The 16,004-nt window shown below is 45.2% G+C and carries 15 protein-coding genes, 4 tRNA genes and 1 pseudogene; 17 read left to right on the forward strand and 3 right to left on the reverse strand.

Annotated elements, in window-relative coordinates; genetic code table 11:
• Positions 1–69: 69 nt before the first annotated feature.
• Genes AC1RRX_RS14580 through AC1RRX_RS14600 form a run of 5 tightly spaced genes read left to right on the forward strand, consistent with a single transcriptional unit; the run spans position 70 to position 5,597 of the window.
• The gene (locus tag AC1RRX_RS14580) at positions 70–726 is read left to right on the forward strand and encodes a PIG-L deacetylase family protein (RefSeq protein WP_136803715.1); all 657 of its coding nucleotides are present in this window, start codon (positions 70–72) and stop codon (positions 724–726) included.
• Complete coding sequence (locus tag AC1RRX_RS14585; protein WP_144464694.1) at positions 723–2,057, forward strand: glycosyltransferase family 4 protein; 1,335 nt, start codon at positions 723–725, stop codon at positions 2,055–2,057. Before AC1RRX_RS14580 ends, AC1RRX_RS14585 begins: the two co-directional genes overlap by 4 nt.
• On the forward strand, positions 2,047–3,234 hold the full coding sequence (locus tag AC1RRX_RS14590; RefSeq protein ID WP_015418621.1) for a carboxylate--amine ligase: 1,188 nt from the start codon (positions 2,047–2,049) through the stop codon (positions 3,232–3,234). The genes AC1RRX_RS14585 and AC1RRX_RS14590 overlap by 11 nt, the downstream gene beginning before the upstream one ends.
• Positions 3,227–4,282, forward strand: coding sequence for a phosphotransferase (locus AC1RRX_RS14595; protein ID WP_144464696.1), 1,056 nt, complete (start codon positions 3,227–3,229; stop codon positions 4,280–4,282). The genes AC1RRX_RS14590 and AC1RRX_RS14595 overlap by 8 nt, the downstream gene beginning before the upstream one ends.
• A gap of 22 nt (positions 4,283–4,304) precedes the next feature.
• Positions 4,305–5,597, forward strand: coding sequence for a glycosyltransferase family 4 protein (locus AC1RRX_RS14600; protein WP_108725205.1), 1,293 nt, complete (start codon positions 4,305–4,307; stop codon positions 5,595–5,597).
• A gap of 79 nt (positions 5,598–5,676) precedes the next feature.
• On the opposite strand, the pseudogene AC1RRX_RS14605 reads toward AC1RRX_RS14600, so the two are convergent.
• Positions 5,677–5,928, reverse strand: a pseudogene (locus AC1RRX_RS14605) (mannosyltransferase YkcB-related protein); the annotation flags it as partial.
• A gap of 85 nt (positions 5,929–6,013) precedes the next feature.
• On the reverse strand, positions 6,014–6,157 hold the full coding sequence (locus tag AC1RRX_RS14610; RefSeq protein WP_007407902.1) for a YycC family protein: 144 nt from the start codon (positions 6,155–6,157) through the stop codon (positions 6,014–6,016).
• A gap of 118 nt (positions 6,158–6,275) precedes the next feature.
• On the opposite strand from AC1RRX_RS14610, the gene AC1RRX_RS14615 reads away from it, so the two are divergent.
• The gene (locus AC1RRX_RS14615) at positions 6,276–6,485 is read left to right on the forward strand and encodes a hypothetical protein (RefSeq protein WP_015418617.1); all 210 of its coding nucleotides are present in this window, start codon (positions 6,276–6,278) and stop codon (positions 6,483–6,485) included.
• Between the two features lie 30 nt (positions 6,486–6,515).
• On the opposite strand, the gene AC1RRX_RS14620 is transcribed toward AC1RRX_RS14615, so the two are convergent.
• The gene (locus AC1RRX_RS14620; protein ID WP_015418616.1) at positions 6,516–6,713 is read right to left on the reverse strand and encodes a DUF2188 domain-containing protein; all 198 of its coding nucleotides are present in this window, start codon (positions 6,711–6,713) and stop codon (positions 6,516–6,518) included.
• Positions 6,714–6,883: 170 nt separating this feature from the next.
• On the opposite strand from AC1RRX_RS14620, the gene dnaB reads away from it, so the two are divergent.
• The 11 genes from dnaB to AC1RRX_RS14675 all read left to right on the forward strand — a co-directional run bounded on the left by dnaB (position 6,884) and on the right by AC1RRX_RS14675 (position 15,998).
• Positions 6,884–8,248: a replicative DNA helicase gene (gene dnaB, locus AC1RRX_RS14625; RefSeq protein WP_004393100.1), complete on the forward strand. Its 1,365-nt coding sequence runs from the start codon at positions 6,884–6,886 to the stop codon at positions 8,246–8,248.
• A 117-nt stretch (positions 8,249–8,365) separates the two neighbouring features.
• On the forward strand, positions 8,366–8,779 hold the full coding sequence (locus tag AC1RRX_RS14630) for a VOC family protein (protein WP_007407899.1): 414 nt from the start codon (positions 8,366–8,368) through the stop codon (positions 8,777–8,779).
• A gap of 238 nt (positions 8,780–9,017) precedes the next feature.
• Positions 9,018–10,310: an adenylosuccinate synthase gene (gene purA / locus AC1RRX_RS14635; protein ID WP_012118894.1), complete on the forward strand. Its 1,293-nt coding sequence runs from the start codon at positions 9,018–9,020 to the stop codon at positions 10,308–10,310.
• A 202-nt stretch (positions 10,311–10,512) separates the two neighbouring features.
• A tRNA-Lys gene (locus AC1RRX_RS14640) sits at positions 10,513–10,588 on the forward strand.
• An 8-nt stretch (positions 10,589–10,596) separates the two neighbouring features.
• Positions 10,597–10,668, forward strand: a tRNA-Glu gene (locus AC1RRX_RS14645).
• 84 nt (positions 10,669–10,752) lie between these two features.
• Positions 10,753–10,829, forward strand: a tRNA-Asp gene (locus tag AC1RRX_RS14650).
• A gap of 36 nt (positions 10,830–10,865) precedes the next feature.
• Positions 10,866–10,938 (forward strand) — tRNA-Phe (locus AC1RRX_RS14655).
• A gap of 336 nt (positions 10,939–11,274) precedes the next feature.
• A complete protein-coding gene (gene walR, locus AC1RRX_RS14660; protein WP_004393104.1) occupies positions 11,275–11,982 on the forward strand; it encodes a cell wall metabolism DNA-binding response regulator WalR in 708 nt (235 codons plus the stop codon).
• Positions 11,983–11,988: 6 nt separating this feature from the next.
• Positions 11,989–13,824: a cell wall metabolism sensor histidine kinase WalK gene (gene walK / locus AC1RRX_RS14665; protein WP_004393106.1), complete on the forward strand. Its 1,836-nt coding sequence runs from the start codon at positions 11,989–11,991 to the stop codon at positions 13,822–13,824.
• Positions 13,814–15,172 (forward strand): WalRK two-component regulatory system regulator WalH, encoded by a 1,359-nt coding sequence (gene walH / locus AC1RRX_RS14670; RefSeq protein ID WP_144464698.1) that lies wholly within the window; start codon positions 13,814–13,816, stop codon positions 15,170–15,172. The genes walK and walH overlap by 11 nt, the downstream gene beginning before the upstream one ends.
• Positions 15,159–15,998 (forward strand): two-component system regulatory protein YycI, encoded by an 840-nt coding sequence (locus AC1RRX_RS14675; protein ID WP_119027063.1) that lies wholly within the window; start codon positions 15,159–15,161, stop codon positions 15,996–15,998. Before walH ends, AC1RRX_RS14675 begins: the two co-directional genes overlap by 14 nt.
• Positions 15,999–16,004 lie beyond the last annotated feature (6 nt).

Here is a 16,004-nt window from a genome sequence, read left to right on the forward strand (position 1 = left end):
ATGTAAGTTTCCTTTTTGTAGGGTCGTCATATGATATTTGTAACATTTGTTTGGTGGAGTGTGGAAAAAATGGCAGAATACATTATGGTTATCGGCGCTCATCCCGATGATGAACTATTGGGATCAGCGGGCACCATAAAACGGCTGATCAATGAAGGATATAAAGTGATTTCCATTATTACGGCATTAGGAAGAAAAGAAGAAGCTCATCATATTAAACAATTAGGCGAACGCGCGAATCAAGAGCTTGGAATTGAGAAAGTCATCTTTTTGGAGCATACGAATTTAGAGCTGGAATGTATCCCTCTTCATAAGCTTGTCAAAGAATTAGAGCAGCTCATTCGCGTCTATCAGCCTGAAAAAATCTTTACACATCATTACGGCGATGTCAATATGGACCACCAGAGAACATTCCAAGCAGTTTTAACAGCCGCCAGACCGCTTCCGAATCAAAAGCCTATCGAACTGCTTACGTTTGAAACGCTATCTTCAAGCGAGTGGGAGAGGAATACGGCTGATAAACTCTTCAAGCCTAATTACTTCGTTAACATCACAGACACAATGGATGCCAAACTCGCGGCGCTTCACCACTATGACGTAGAAATGAGGGATTACCCTCATCCCCGTTCATATGAAGGCGTTACACATTTAGGAAGAGTCCGAGGGATGACGGCGGGTGTGGAATACGCCGAAGCTTTTGAAGTCGTGCGGAGGATCTGGAAATGATCAAGACATTTTCCGTCCCGTATCCGTATATGATTCAGACGCTTGACCGCTACTACGGGGTCAAAGCGCGCCCGCAAAAAAAGACGGCGGTAAAGACTCAGATGAAACATGCACATCATATTCCGCGATTATACGGAAAAAAACAGAAGTTATCCATTTTGATTGCCACGTTTTGGGACTACCCGCACACGGGCGGTTTATCAAACTATATTAAAACGCTTAGTGAAGGACTGAAAAAAAGAGGTCATAAGGTCGATGTCATATCCCCCAATCAGTTTCCTTCCGCACAGGTAAAAGAACTGCGGGCGGCTGTTGTTCCGAAATTAAAAGATTTCTTTAAAGACAGATATGGGGTTTATAACGATCATATTTTGAAAAATAATCGGCTGATGTTTATATACGAGCAAATGCTTCAAAAGATTCATTTGGAAAGATATGATGTGTTCCACGCTCAAGATTTATTTACAGCCAATATGTTAGGCAGGTTCAATCAAATCTATAAAAAACCTTTATTTTTCACACCGCATGGCATGTTTACTTTCAACAGACTTAAATTTCACATCTTTAAAAAAGGCTCGGTAGAAGAGATTTATTATAAAAAATTAGAGATGAAAGCCATTGAATACGCAGATCGCCTGATTATTATCAGCGATACGTTCCGCAGCCCGCTCATGAAGCTCGGAGCCGAACAGGAAGACATGACAACGGTGGTCACAGGAATCGATTACGATGCAAAAACAGGCGGGAAAAGAAAAACCCCGTTACCGAAAAATAAGATCATCATCTCGTGTATTGCAAGATTAGGCCCGAGAAAAGGTCACAAATATTTACTGGACGCACTTTCGAGAATTCCATCTGATGTACTTGAGCATGTTGAAGTGCTGATCGCGGGCGACGGAGAGATGAGGAGCGCCTTAGAGGAACAGGCTCGAAAACTGAATCTATCTATGGTTTCCTTTTTAGGAAAAAGAGATGATGTTCCCGCTATTTTGAATGTGACGGACATATTCGTACTGCCGACCATTAATGATAGTCTGCCTATTTCGATTATTGAAGCGATGTTCAGCGGCTCGGCTATCATCGCGACCGATTGCGGGGGTATTCCGGATCTGATCCGCCATAACAAAACGGGGCTTATTGTCGAGCCGGGAAATGCAAAGGTTCTTGCCCGGGCTTTAGCGTTTTTTATCACTAACAAATCTGCGCGGAAGATAGCTGCTTCAAACGCAAAGGCCTACGCAGAGAAATATTTAAGCAGTGAGACGATGATAAAAAATATCGAATCGATTTATCAAAATACCAACAGCTCGGAGGGAGATCATGAAACATGAACATGCAGCCGTTGTACTTGATTTCAGTGCAAACGGGATTGGGATCATTCGCAGCCTGGCCCGAAGAGGAATCGATGTTTACGCGTTTGACACGGAGGGACCTTATCGTATCGGAAAATCAAGGTTGGCAGATTGCGGGATATGTCCCAGCCCTTTAACACAAGAGGAAGAACTGCTGACATTTCTGACTGATTTCGGGAAGCGATTCCAAGCAAAGCCGGTTCTGTACGCAGGATCTGATGATTATGCGGGATTTATATCTAAATTCCGCGAGACATTAGCCGGCTTTTTTTTGTTTTTGCTCCCGAGCCGCTCTCTGTTAGAAACGGTCTTAGATAAAAGCAAAGCATATGAATTAGCGGTCAAGCATCACATCCCCTGCCCGAAAACCTTTTTTCCGAACAACCGGGATGAGCTGGAAGAGGCCATCGCCAATATTGACTTCCCGTGTATTTTAAAACCGGTGGCCGGCCATGAATACAGAAAAAAAGTAAACAAAAAAGCAATTGTAATGAAGGATGCCGCACAATTGCGCAAGGAGTTCAGCTCCTACAGAGAAAATGGAGAACTGCTCGTGCAGGAGATCATCCCCGGAGACAACCAGTGTTTTTATAAAGTCGCCACTTTTTATGATGACCAAATGAAATTAATGGGCCTATTCTCTCTGCAAAAGAACCATCAATTCCCTGCAGATTTTGGCGCGGGGGCCCACGTCGTCAGCAAACGGCTTCCTGATTTAATCGAGAAGACCCTGCCGTTTTTTGAAGCGATTCAGCTGAAGGGAGTAGGCATGGCGGAATTTAAAAAGGATCCCCGGGACAATGTTTACAAGTTTATCGAAATTAATCCGCGCTTTTGGCTCAGCCATAGCCTGACAGAACCGGCAGGCGTTCATTTCGTTTACATGTACTATCTGTATTTGACCGGACAACATGTGAAGCCCCAGCTCGAACAAAAAGACGGAATCAACTGGATTTATGAGGTGCGTTATTTCTTAACGTTTTTGAAGAAACGAAAAAGAGGAGAAATGACGTTCCGGGATTTTTGGAAAGGGTGTAAAGGAAAAAAAGAGTATGCTCTTTTTGCTTGGAATGACCCGATGCCATTTATCAGAAACACTTGGTCTCATCTCAAAAACAGCTGGAAACGGAAGCGGAAGGAAGATCGGCATGTATGAAAAGGAGATTTTGTATGGCGCATTTCAAAAACTGAGAATTGACGAAAAACTGTCGTATTCGTTCGGTGAAAGGGCTGCGGTGAATCCGGATGACATCTCATGCCTGAAATCGACGGACAGAAGCGCCATTTATAAACTGTTTGTAAAGAAAAAATCCGGCATTGTTCCGCTGATATTGAAGGTATATAAATCTTCCCGTGAAAAAAACAAGGTCGAGATTAATATATACGGGAAAGCCCGTTCTGTTTTAGGGAATTTGCTGCCGGATATCTATCTTATAGAAGAAAGTGACCATGAAACGTGGATATTTATGGAGTTTGTCAGCCAGATCAGGGGACAGCTTACATTTCACCCGAAGCATTTCAAGTATATTATTCCGTCTGTCGCAGAACTGCACAGCCGCACCTTTGAAAACAAGAATATTTCTGACGGTAAATGGCGGTCGTGGCTGCCGGTATACGAATCGGAAACCATGAGAAAAGGGCGTAAAAAGCAGATCAAAAAGACAGCGGAATTATTGGATAGGGCTCTTAAAGATGAGCGCACAAAAGATATCGTGAAGCCTCATTATCGGCAAATCACAAACTTGCTTGAGCAGGAGGAGCCGGATTTTTTCCCTGAATTGATACAAAACGGCTCAGCCATCACACACGGTGATCTTCATATGCAGAATATCTGCACCCACGATGCGTCCGGACATGAACCGTGGGATATTCAATTCATCGATTGGGAATCCGCAAAATACGCGCCGGTTTGGTTTGATATGACGGTGCTGGTTGAAATTCTGCTTGGCTTCAGAAAAGATTGGAGCCGGCACGCAGAAGATATTCGGACGTATTGCGTAAAAGTGTATACGAAAGAAATGAAAAAGCGGGGCATTCATTTTCAGACCCCTCCTATGACGCTTTATAAAATGGCTTATTTGCAGAGAACACTTGAAAAAGGGCTTCATACCCAATTGCGGAGAATCTTCGACAATCGGGGAGGAGAACTGCTGCCGTATCATGTTGACAAAGTGTCAAAATGGGGACGGGAATTAGGATTATAAGTTTGAGAGAGGGGGAGCGGATTTGAAAGAAGAGATCGGCAAGCCGAACGGTCTGGTGCCTCTAGCCTTATTGCGCGTCATGGATCAATTTTACGGGATCGAACATCAAAGTGAGCCAGAGATGCTGTATTCGTTCTGTGCGGAAGGAAAAAGCTCCCCCAAACGAAAAAAGCCATTGCGTATTCTGTACGCAACTTTTCTCCGTTACCCGAATGTCGGAGGGTTGGCGAGTTATATCACATCAATTAAGACGGGTTTTGAGCGCATCGGTCATCAGGCGGATGTCATCTCGCCGCTCCAAATGCCGCCAACTTTTTTTCAGGAAGATATCCCGCGGGCCGCTGACGAGATCAGAGCGTTTCTTGTTGGCAGATACGGCGCCGCAAATGAAAAGTTTGTGAAGAATCTCAGCTATTTACATGTCTTTCAAAGATTTTTGAAGGAGAAAGACTTAGAACAATATGACCTGTTTCACGCGCAGGATTTATTTGCGGTATTTTTGCTGGGATACCTTAATCAAACGTACCAGCGTCCTCTTTTTTTCACGCCGCACGGACATTTTACGAAAAGCCGGATGAAGTTTCATAAAATCCAAAAGGGTTCAATAGAAGAGGCATATTTCAGTGAAATAGAAAGGCAGGGTATTCAAGCTTCGGATAAAATCATTACAATCAGCGACTCCTTTCACGAGCCTTTGCTGGAGTACGGAGCGAAGGAGGCTCAGCTGAAGACTGTTCATACCGGCATTGACATTCAGGATGCCCCTGAGTCAAAACGTGCTGAAAAGCTCGTGATTGCGTGCGTTTCCCGTCTGACCGAGCGAAAAGGACATGATGTGATGCTGGACGCTCTCGCCCGCATCCGGCACCATTTATCCGGAGTTGATATATGGATCATCGGAGACGGAAACATGAGAGGGTTTCTGGAAGAGAAGAGACGGAAACTGGGCCTCTCAAATGTGTTTTTCCTCGGAAAACGACGTGATGTGCCGGCGCTTTTGGCTGAATCATCTATATTTGTCCTGCCGACATTGAATGATAATTTCCCTATAGCGATCATCGAAGCGATGTTCTCAGGTCAAGCCATTGTCGCAACTGACTGCGGAGGAATCCCTGAGATGATCCGGCATGAGGCCACAGGGCTTATTTGTCAGCCCGGCAACAGCCGCGAACTTGCTGATGCTCTCGTAATGCTGATTACGGATCAGTCTCTCAGGGAACGGCTTGGAAAAGAAGCGCGCTCCTATGCCGGCCGGCATCTGCGTCAGGAACTGATGGTTTCAAAAATAGAAAGTATTTATCAATCATTTTTCTGAATGATACCGGCGCCGCATGGCAGGTGCTTCAAGAGCAAAATAAAGAGGCCGGCGTTTAACTATCCAGCCTCTTTCCGAACTATTTTTTCATCTCATACAGAGTCTGCTGACTTTGTCCGCCCGGGCCGCCTGTCATTCCTTGCCGGGCTGAGCTTGTTTTTCCGGTGCTGTATTGGTCAGCTGAGATTTTTGTGCCGTTCTTTTTCATCCATGAGACAAGCTTTGTGTTGCCTGAATTGTTTCCGGATAATAAGAAATATTTCACTTTTCCTTCGTCAACAAGTTTTTTCAGCTGTGAGAAGGTTAAAATCGGATCGGTTCCGTTCAAAGAATGTTTTGCCAAAATTTTCTTCACAAAAAAAGAGGCGGAAAGCCATCGCTTCCGCCTCCCGCACATATATATGAGAGAGCAGCCTTTATTTGTGATCGTTCTCTTTTTGGACTTCAGCTAATTTGGCAAGCAGAATGTGCTGAGGCATGTGCATGATTCTCTCAAGCGGCATATTCAGTGATTCTGCGAGCTTTTGCGCCGTTTCGGCGGAAATTTGCAGCGGTTTCATGTGATCACTCCTTCCGTTTCTTTATTGTACTAAAATCAGAAATCTATCGTAAGAGGATATGACAAAGGAATGGAGGTTTGAAAAGCGGGGCTTTATAACAGAATGGGGGAGGTTTTTTATGCAATCGCCATTGATGTTATTACAGCTGAAGCTGGCTGATTATCAGAAAAAAGCCGCAGAACTGCGGACAATTGACGAATTTATTATACTGAAACAGACATTGCAGGACATGATGAAAGTATTCGCCGCCTGTGAAGAATGGGAGCTGTATCAAAAAACGGCCGATCTCATGGCGCAGACGGTGCTGCACATCCGTTTCATCGAATAAGAAAAGCCCTCGCTCGGGCGAAGGCTTTTCTTAAAAGGACCGTTCTTCTTCAATGTTTTTATGCTGATCATAAATGACAAGCTTAGACGGGCTGTTCTCTTTAGCCGTCTGCTCCGCTTTCTCGATCGCCGCGTCCTTTGATGTATAAAGAGCCGTCGGCGCCACATTTTCAACCTTCACAAACCATCCGTCCGCATCAACATTGGGTGTTACTGCATATGTTTTCATCCTTCTTACCTCCTGGTTTCGATTTATTTATTTGTTTCCCAGCATTCGGAATGGTGAAACACGCAGCCGCTGTCTGACAAATACAGGGAAAGTGATGTTTTTCTATTCTTTTTCTTGAGAAATGGTAAAATGGAGTTTGGATATTTTTTAAGGAGAGGACGGTGCTTAGCATGACAGACCTTCTGAATGATCGGCTGCCGCCGCAAAACATAGAAGCTGAGCAGGCCGTGTTAGGTGCTGTTTTTTTACAGCCGTCTGCGTTAACACTGGCTTCTGAAGTGTTGATTCCGGATGATTTCTACAGAATGTCACACCAAAAAATTTACAATGCCATGCTCGTGCTCGGAGACCGCGGTGAACCGGTTGATTTGGTCACGGTAACGTCAGAGCTTGCGAATACCGATTTGTTAGAAGAGGTGGGAGGCGTCTCTTACCTGACGGACATCGCGAATTCGGTTCCGACAGCGGCTAATATAGAATATTACGCGAAAATCGTTGAGGAAAAATCCATTCTCCGCCGTTTAATCAGAACGGCGACCTCAATCGCTCAAGACGGGTATACGCGCGAGGATGAAGTTGAAGATTTATTAAGCGATGCGGAAAAAACGATTATGGAGGTCGCGCAGCGAAAAAATTCGGGCGCCTTCCAAAATATCAAAGACGTGCTTGTGCAAACATACGACAACATTGAGCAGCTTCACAACCGGAAAGGCGATATTACCGGGATTCCGACTGGTTTTATTGAGCTTGACCGGATGACGGCGGGGTTTCAGCGGAATGATTTGATCATTGTCGCGGCCCGTCCGTCTGTGGGGAAAACGGCATTCGCCTTAAATATTGCGCAAAACGTGGCCACCAAAACGGATGAGAGCGTCGCGATATTCAGTCTTGAGATGGGTGCCGAGCAGCTTGTCATGCGTATGCTCTGCGCTGAAGGGAATATTAATGCCCAAAATCTCAGAACGGGAAATCTGACGGAAGAAGATTGGGGCAAGCTGACGATGGCGATGGGAAGCCTGTCAAACAGCGGTATCTTTATAGATGACACCCCCGGCATCCGCGTCAGCGAAATCCGTTCAAAATGCCGCAGACTGAAGCAGGAGAACGGATTGGGCATGATTTTAATTGACTACTTGCAGCTCATTCAGGGAAGCGGCCGTTCAAGCGACAACCGCCAGCAAGAGGTATCGGAAATTTCACGGGCGCTAAAAGCGCTGGCGCGGGAGCTTGAAGTCCCGGTCATCGCCCTGTCTCAGCTCTCCCGGGGTGTTGAGCAGCGGCAGGATAAACGTCCGATGATGTCAGATATCCGTGAGTCGGGAAGTATTGAGCAGGATGCCGACATCGTCGCCTTCCTGTATCGTGATGATTACTATGATAAAGAATCCGAAAACAAAAACATCATCGAAATCATTATTGCCAAACAGCGTAACGGCCCGGTGGGCACCGTCTCACTGGCTTTTGTGAAAGAATACAATAAGTTCGTAAACCTGGAAAGGCGCTTTGATGACGGCGGTGTTCCGGCAGGTGCGTAAAGCCTCAAGCAATGTCTTGAGGCTTTTTTTCAACCGAAAGAATGAAAGAATGCCGTCCGTTCGGCAGACGAAAAAAGGAAAGCGCTTTTATATAATGGCATTAAGGGAGGGATGATGATGACAATTGAATTTCCGCAATTTCAAGCGGCGCAAATCCGGATTGCCCGGCCGACCGGACAGCTCAAAGAAATCATCAGGTTTTATGAAGAGGGCCTCGGGCTGAAGAGGGTCGGCAGTTTTTCCGGACATGAGGGCTACAGCGGCGTCATGTTCGGCCTGCCCCATACGCAATATCACTTAGAATTCACCGAAGAAACCGGCGCGTCTCAGCCGGCGCCCGTTCCGCACGGCGACAGCCTGCTTGTCTTTTACATCCAGGATCAGCAGGAGGTCATCCGCATCAGCACGAAATTAAAGCAGATGGGATATGAGGAGAAAGCACCCGAAAACCCGTACTGGGAAGAAAAAGGCGTGACCATCGAAGATCCTGACGGCTGGCGGGTCGTCCTGATGAATACAAGCGGCATATAAGTGACTGTCTGAAGAACCCTGATTACGGGTTCTTTTTCTTGTTAAAGCATGAAAGTTTCGGGAGTAATAGATAGCAAATGAAAGAGAAAACGCTTTTAATCATGTTTAAGGCGAACAAACATAGATTGATAAGATTTAAATGTTCGGATTTACGATTGACTTTCTGTTTCAGCACTGATACACTTAATTTGTTTGAATGAGATATCGTTTTGAAAGGTTAACGGAGGTGCACGGATATATGTCTTCAGTAGTCGTAGTAGGTACGCAGTGGGGCGATGAAGGAAAAGGTAAAATTACAGATTTCCTATCAGAAAATGCAGAAGTGATCGCACGTTATCAAGGCGGAAACAATGCAGGACATACCATCAAGTTTGATGGCGTCACGTACAAGCTTCATTTAATCCCATCAGGAATTTTTTATAAAGAAAAAGCGTGTGTCATCGGGAACGGAATGGTTGTTGATCCGAAAGCGCTCATAACGGAGCTTGCGTATCTTCATGAACGCAATGTGAGCACGGATAACTTGAGAATCAGCAACAGAGCCCACGTCATTCTTCCATACCATCTGAAACTGGATGAAGTAGAGGAAGAACGCAAAGGGGCCAATAAGATCGGCACAACGAAAAAAGGCATCGGACCTGCTTATATGGACAAAGCGGCGCGGATCGGCATCCGGATCGCAGACCTGCTAGATCGTGACGTGTTTGCAGAAAAGCTTGAACGGAACCTTGAAGAGAAAAACCGTCTGCTTGAAAAAATGTATGAAACGGAAGGCTTCAAAATTGAAGATATTCTGGATGAGTATTATGAATACGGCCAGCAGATTAAAAAGTATGTATGCGATACATCCGTCGTATTAAATGACGCGCTGGATGAAGGCCGCCGCGTTTTATTTGAAGGCGCTCAAGGGGTTATGCTTGATATCGACCAAGGGACATACCCGTTTGTCACTTCATCCAACCCGGTCGCCGGAGGGGTGACGATCGGTTCAGGCGTAGGCCCGACAAAAATCCAGCACGTCGTCGGTGTATCTAAAGCGTACACAACCCGTGTCGGTGACGGTCCTTTCCCGACTGAGCTGAAAGATGAAATCGGGGATCAAATCCGTGAAGTCGGACGCGAATACGGCACAACGACAGGCCGTCCGCGCCGTGTCGGCTGGTTTGACAGCGTTGTTGTCCGCCATGCCCGCCGCGTCAGCGGAATCACAGATCTTTCTCTGAACTCAATCGATGTGCTGACTGGCATTGAAACATTGAAAATCTGTGTCGCTTACCGCTACAAAGGTGAAGTGATTGAAGAATTCCCGGCAAGTCTGAAAGCTCTCGCAGAGTGTGAACCGGTATATGAAGAAATGCCTGGCTGGACGGAAGATATCACAGGCGCAAAAACATTAAGCGATCTTCCTGAAAATGCGCGCCATTATCTGGAACGCGTATCTCAGCTGACAGGTATTCCGCTTTCTATTTTCTCTGTCGGTCCCGACCGTTCACAAACGAACGTCATCCGCAGTGTATACCGCGCTAACTAAGAATTTGCAGCAAACAAGCCTCCGGTCACGGAGGCTTGTTTTTTTATGTAGGAAAAAAATAATAGATTTTTTTCAAAAAAGTAGTTGCCACTTTCGAATGTTCTATGATATTATAAATCTCGTTGTTACGGAACAGCTTCAATAGAGTACTGCAAGAAAGCTTTTGTCTGAATGCTCTATGATACATAATCCGACACATCGGGAGCCATTAGCTCAGTTGGTAGAGCATCTGACTTTTAATCAGAGGGTCGAAGGTTCGAGTCCTTCATGGCTCACCACTTTTTATGGCCCGTTGGTCAAGCGGTTAAGACACCGCCCTTTCACGGCGGTAACACGGGTTCGAATCCCGTACGGGTCATTGATTTACTTTAGCGTTATTGCTAACTCCTTATTTGTCCTCGGAGGGCCGCCACGATACGGCTCTCCGGACAAATTACTGTAAGGTCCGGTAGTTCAGTTGGTTAGAATGCCTGCCTGTCACGCAGGAGGTCGCGGGTTCGAGTCCCGTCCGGACCGCCATTTTACTTTACTTTATAGTATAGAAAAGAAACATCTGGCTCGGTAGCTCAGTTGGTAGAGCAACGGACTGAAAATCCGTGTGTCGGCGGTTCGATTCCGTCCCGAGCCACTTACCCAAACGCATCTGCAATAGTAGGTGCGTTTTTTCTTTTGTTATAAAAAAGGGAGAGCCGGCTTTTCAGCCGGCCCAGAAGAAGACGTCAAACACTAGACGGCGTTTTTTTTCGTGAGGTTTCAAAAAAATATTATTTTTTAAAAGAAAATAAAAAACATGACAAAAGGATGGCAGTTCAATACGTTTTTGCGCTGTTCTCTTTAATTTTTTTATCTTTTGACCTGAAACCGTTATAATAGACGGGGAACGTTTTTCACGATCCGAATTGTGATCATCATGAAACATCAATAGATGAAATGAAGTCATTCTGGCAGGAGGAAAATCAAGATGATGGATAAGAAAATCCTTGTAGTCGATGATGAAAAACCGATTGCAGATATATTAGAGTTTAATTTAAGAAAAGAAGGCTATGACGTGCATTGTGCGTACGACGGAAACGAAGCCGTGGAAATGGTGGAGGAGCTTCAGCCTGATTTAATTCTTTTAGATATTATGCTTCCGAATAAAGACGGAGTTGAAGTGTGCCGGGAAGTCCGGAAAAAATATGATATGCCGATTATTATGCTGACGGCAAAAGACTCGGAGATTGACAAGGTCATCGGGCTTGAAATCGGAGCGGATGACTATGTCACGAAGCCTTTCAGCACGCGTGAGCTTCTGGCCCGCGTCAAAGCGAACCTGCGCCGCCAGCTTACGGTTGCGCCGGCTGAGGAAGAATCAGCTTCTAATGACATTCATATCGGTTCTCTCGTCATCTTCCCTGACGCTTATGTCGTATCAAAAAGAGAAGAAACGATCGAGCTGACTCATCGTGAGTTTGAATTGCTTCATTACTTAGCCAAACATATCGGACAGGTTATGACGCGTGAGCATCTGCTGCAGACTGTGTGGGGCTATGACTATTTCGGTGATGTGAGAACGGTGGATGTAACAGTGCGCCGTCTCCGTGAGAAAATCGAGGATAATCCGAGCCATCCGAACTGGATCGTCACAAGACGGGGTGTCGGTTATTACTTGAGAAACCCTGAACAGGACTAACCGGCGATGAATAAGGTTGGTTTTTTTCGGTCGATTCAGTTTAAGATCACGCTGATCTATGTGCTTCTCATTATCATCGCCATGCAGATTATCGGCGTGTACTTTGTGAAACAGGTGGAGAATTCTCTTCTCAAGTCCTATGAATTATCGTTAAATCAGCGGATTGACAATCTATCCTATTATATTGAGCAGGAATATAAAGGAGATAATGACAGCACCGTCATTAAAGATGACGTCAAACGGATTTTGAATGATTTTACGAAGAATAATGAAATACGGGAAATTACATTTGTTGATAAAAGCTATGAGGTCGTCGGTTCTTCGAGGCCTTATGGCGAGGAAATAGCGGGGAAACAGACGACTGACCCGATTTTTAAACGGATTTTCTCAACAAAACAGGCCTATTCAAAAAAATATTATGATCCTAAAAGCAAAAACAGAGTGCTGATTTCAGCAAAACCTGTCGTCACAGAGAATCAGGAAGTTGTCGGCGCGATTTATGTCGTGGCCAGTATGGAAGATACCTTTAACCAGATGAAAACCGTCAACTCGATTCTTGCTTCAGGAACAGGCTTAGCCCTTGTTCTGACGGCTCTTCTCGGTATATTTCTCGCCCGCACCATTACCCATCCGCTGTCGGATATGCGTAAGCAGGCGATGGAACTGGCAAAAGGGAATTTCTCCAGAAAGGTGCGGAAATACGGGCATGATGAAATCGGTCAGCTCGCAACGACGTTCAACCATCTGACGAGAGAGCTTGAAGATGCCCAAGCCATGACGGAAGGGGAGAGAAGAAAGCTTTCTTCCGTTATCGCGTATATGACGGACGGCGTCATCGCAACGAATCGCAATGGAGCTATTATTCTTTTAAACAGCCCTGCGCTTGAGCTGCTGAATGTTTCACGTGAAACGGCTTTAGAGATGCCGATTACGTCTTTATTGGGCATAAAAGAGAACTTTACATTTGAGGATTTAGTAGAACAGCAGGATTCAATGCTGCTGGAGATCGAACGTGACGATGAAACGACTGTACTGCGGGTGAATTTTTCCGTTATTCAGAGAGAGCACGGAAAAATCGACGGTTTAATCGCGGTTCTTTATGATGTCACCGAACAGGAAAAACTCGATCGGGAACGCAGAGAGTTCGTTGCCAACGTGTCTCATGAGCTGCGGACACCGCTGACGACCATGCGAAGCTATTTAGAGGCGCTTGCAGAAGGCGCGTGGGAAAATAAAGATATCGCTCCGCGTTTCCTAATGGTGACCCAAAATGAGACTGAGCGCATGATCAGATTGGTGAACGACCTGCTTCAGCTTTCTAAATTCGACAGCAAAGATTATCAGTTTAATCGAGAGTGGATTCATATGATCCGCTTTATGTCACTGATTATCGATCGTTTTGAAATGACAAAAGAACAGCATGTCGAATTTATCCGCGAGCTGCCGGACAGAAATCTGTACGTGGAGATTGATCAGGATAAAGTGACGCAGGTTCTCGATAATATCATTTCTAACGCACTGAAATACTCACCGGAAGGCGGACATGTCACTTTCTCAGTCGATGTGAATGAGAAAGAAGAGCTGCTTTATATCAGCGTAAAAGATGAAGGTATCGGCATTCCGAAAAAAGATGTGGAAAAAGTCTTTGACCGTTTCTACAGAGTGGATAAAGCGCGCACGAGAAAACTCGGGGGCACCGGACTCGGCCTTGCGATTGCAAAAGAGATGGTTCAGGCGCACGGCGGAGACATTTGGGCCGACAGTGTAGAAGGCAAAGGAACGAAGATTACATTTACTCTTCCATATAAAGAAGAGCAAGAGGATGATTGGGATGAGGCGTGAAAATATAAAAACAGTCATACTGTCAGTGCTGGTCGTCATTAGTCTTGTTTTAACATGGGGAATTTGGACATTCCAGCCCAATTTTTCAGAAGGCACGGCCTCAACCAAATCGACTGTCCGGGAAAAGCATAAAATTGATAAAACGAGCCAAAAAGTGTCGCAAACGGTAAAACCCCGGGATATGTTTATTCATACAAACGGCTCTCATTACAAAGTGGATGATGAGACGCTCTTTAATGACCTGTGGGCGGATTTGCCGCAATGGGAAGTAAAAGGGATGAAGGATATTTCCGATCAATACGACAAGCTCGGTTTTAAAAATTGGCTTTACGGCAGAAACGGCAATTCGGCAAAGCTCGATCTGCAATTCAATGACACCATTCCGATTGATTTCTTCCAATCGATGTTTAAATGGTCGAATCCGTCAATGGAATACAGCTCATTTGACCATATTGTCATTCCGTTTAATGAGAATAAGACGAATAAGAAGATTTACATGGTCTCATACAGCAAGCAGCTGATTTTGGAAGTGACTGTGGAATCGGCGAATTACCGCAATCTGATGAATGAGCTGTACAGCAAAAAGTCGAGTATGCCGTTATACCACCTCTATTCGGTCGGAAAAAGCAAAGAATTTCTCATGCCGAATGCGCGGTTTAATATGAAGGAAAAAGAATTTATCACTGAAACCATAAAGACGAACCTGTTTAAGCAGACGCTTTTTAATGATCCGAGCACGGTCAGAGAAGACCCGAATTACAATCGGAATGTGCTGACTGACGGAATCAGCCGTCTGGAAATCAATTCGACACAGCGGCAGATTCAATTCCAGCATCGGAACCTGGCACAAAGCGCTTCTTATCAAACAGGGGAGCTGATTAAGAAAAGCTATAAATATTTAGAGGATACGGGAAGCTGGACGGATCATTATCAATTTTTCAATGTGAGTGATAACCAGCAGCTGAGTTTCTACATGTTTAAAGACCAAATGCCTGTGATCAACAGCACGTCTAAGCCTTTCGGATCCGGACCTGTTTTGACCCTGCAATGGGCCAATGACGAGGTTCTCAGCTACAAGCGGCCGAACTATGTTCTCGGACCGAATCCGATTAAAACAAAAGACGTGAAAATGATGAGCGGCAATGAGGTTGTGTCTTTGGTGGAGCAGCAGGTTAAATACGACGTGAATAAAATCGACCAGATCTTCCTGTCCTATCAAATGGTATCTTCGTCAACGAATGATCTTGTTGAACTGGAACCCGTCTGGAGTATGAAAATCAACGGGAAGATCGTCCCGATTACGAAAGATCTGCTGGGGAAGGAGGAGGACGATAATGGAGTGGAATAAGACAAAAACGATCTTCATCATTGCCTTCCTCATCCTCGATATTTTTCTCGGCTATCAGTTTTTTGAAAAACGCTCGAGCAGTGAATACGAAGTGATTAAAAATTCAAATGTGGAAAAAGACATGGAGATGGATCATATCACTTTCGGCAACCTGTCTTCTGATTCCGCGACGGGCTACCGGCTGACGGCGGGCCAAAAGGTATTTACCGCTGAAGATATTGATGCTTGGAAGGATCAAAAGCCGTTAATGGAGATGCCGGCGGATGATCACAAGGTCACAACGCTGAAAATGAAATTTACCGATCCGGTCGGTTTATCGAAGCAAAAACCGCAGGAGGATGCGGAATCGCTCGTCAGCTCTAAAGTAACCGGCGGTGAAAAATATAAACTGTGGAAAGTCGACAAGGATCAAAAACAGATCATTTTTTACCAGACGTATGACGGCCAGTTGATTTATCAGGATTTTGACTCGTCCACGGATGCGATCGGACAGGTGATTCTGCATCTGAACGATAAAAACGAGGTCGTATCTTACGAGCAGACCATGCTGGAGTCATTCAAGCGGATCCAGACGGAGAGCCTGATTCCTGAGCTGGATGCGGTCGAATTATTGTATTCTCAAAATTACTTAAAAGCGAATTGCGCCGTTAAAAGCGTCAAGTTCGGCTATATTGCCCAATACCCGCTGACAAGTACGCAGGTGCTGGCGCCGGTATGGAGAATTACAATTGAAGATAAGTCAAAAGGGACGAAGAAAAAGACACAGCAAACGTACACTGTGAATGCATTGGAAAGCACAGTCATTGATAACAATCAAAATAAATAATGGAGT

This window comes from Bacillus sp. GW821-FHT11D08 (assembly GCF_058808515.1).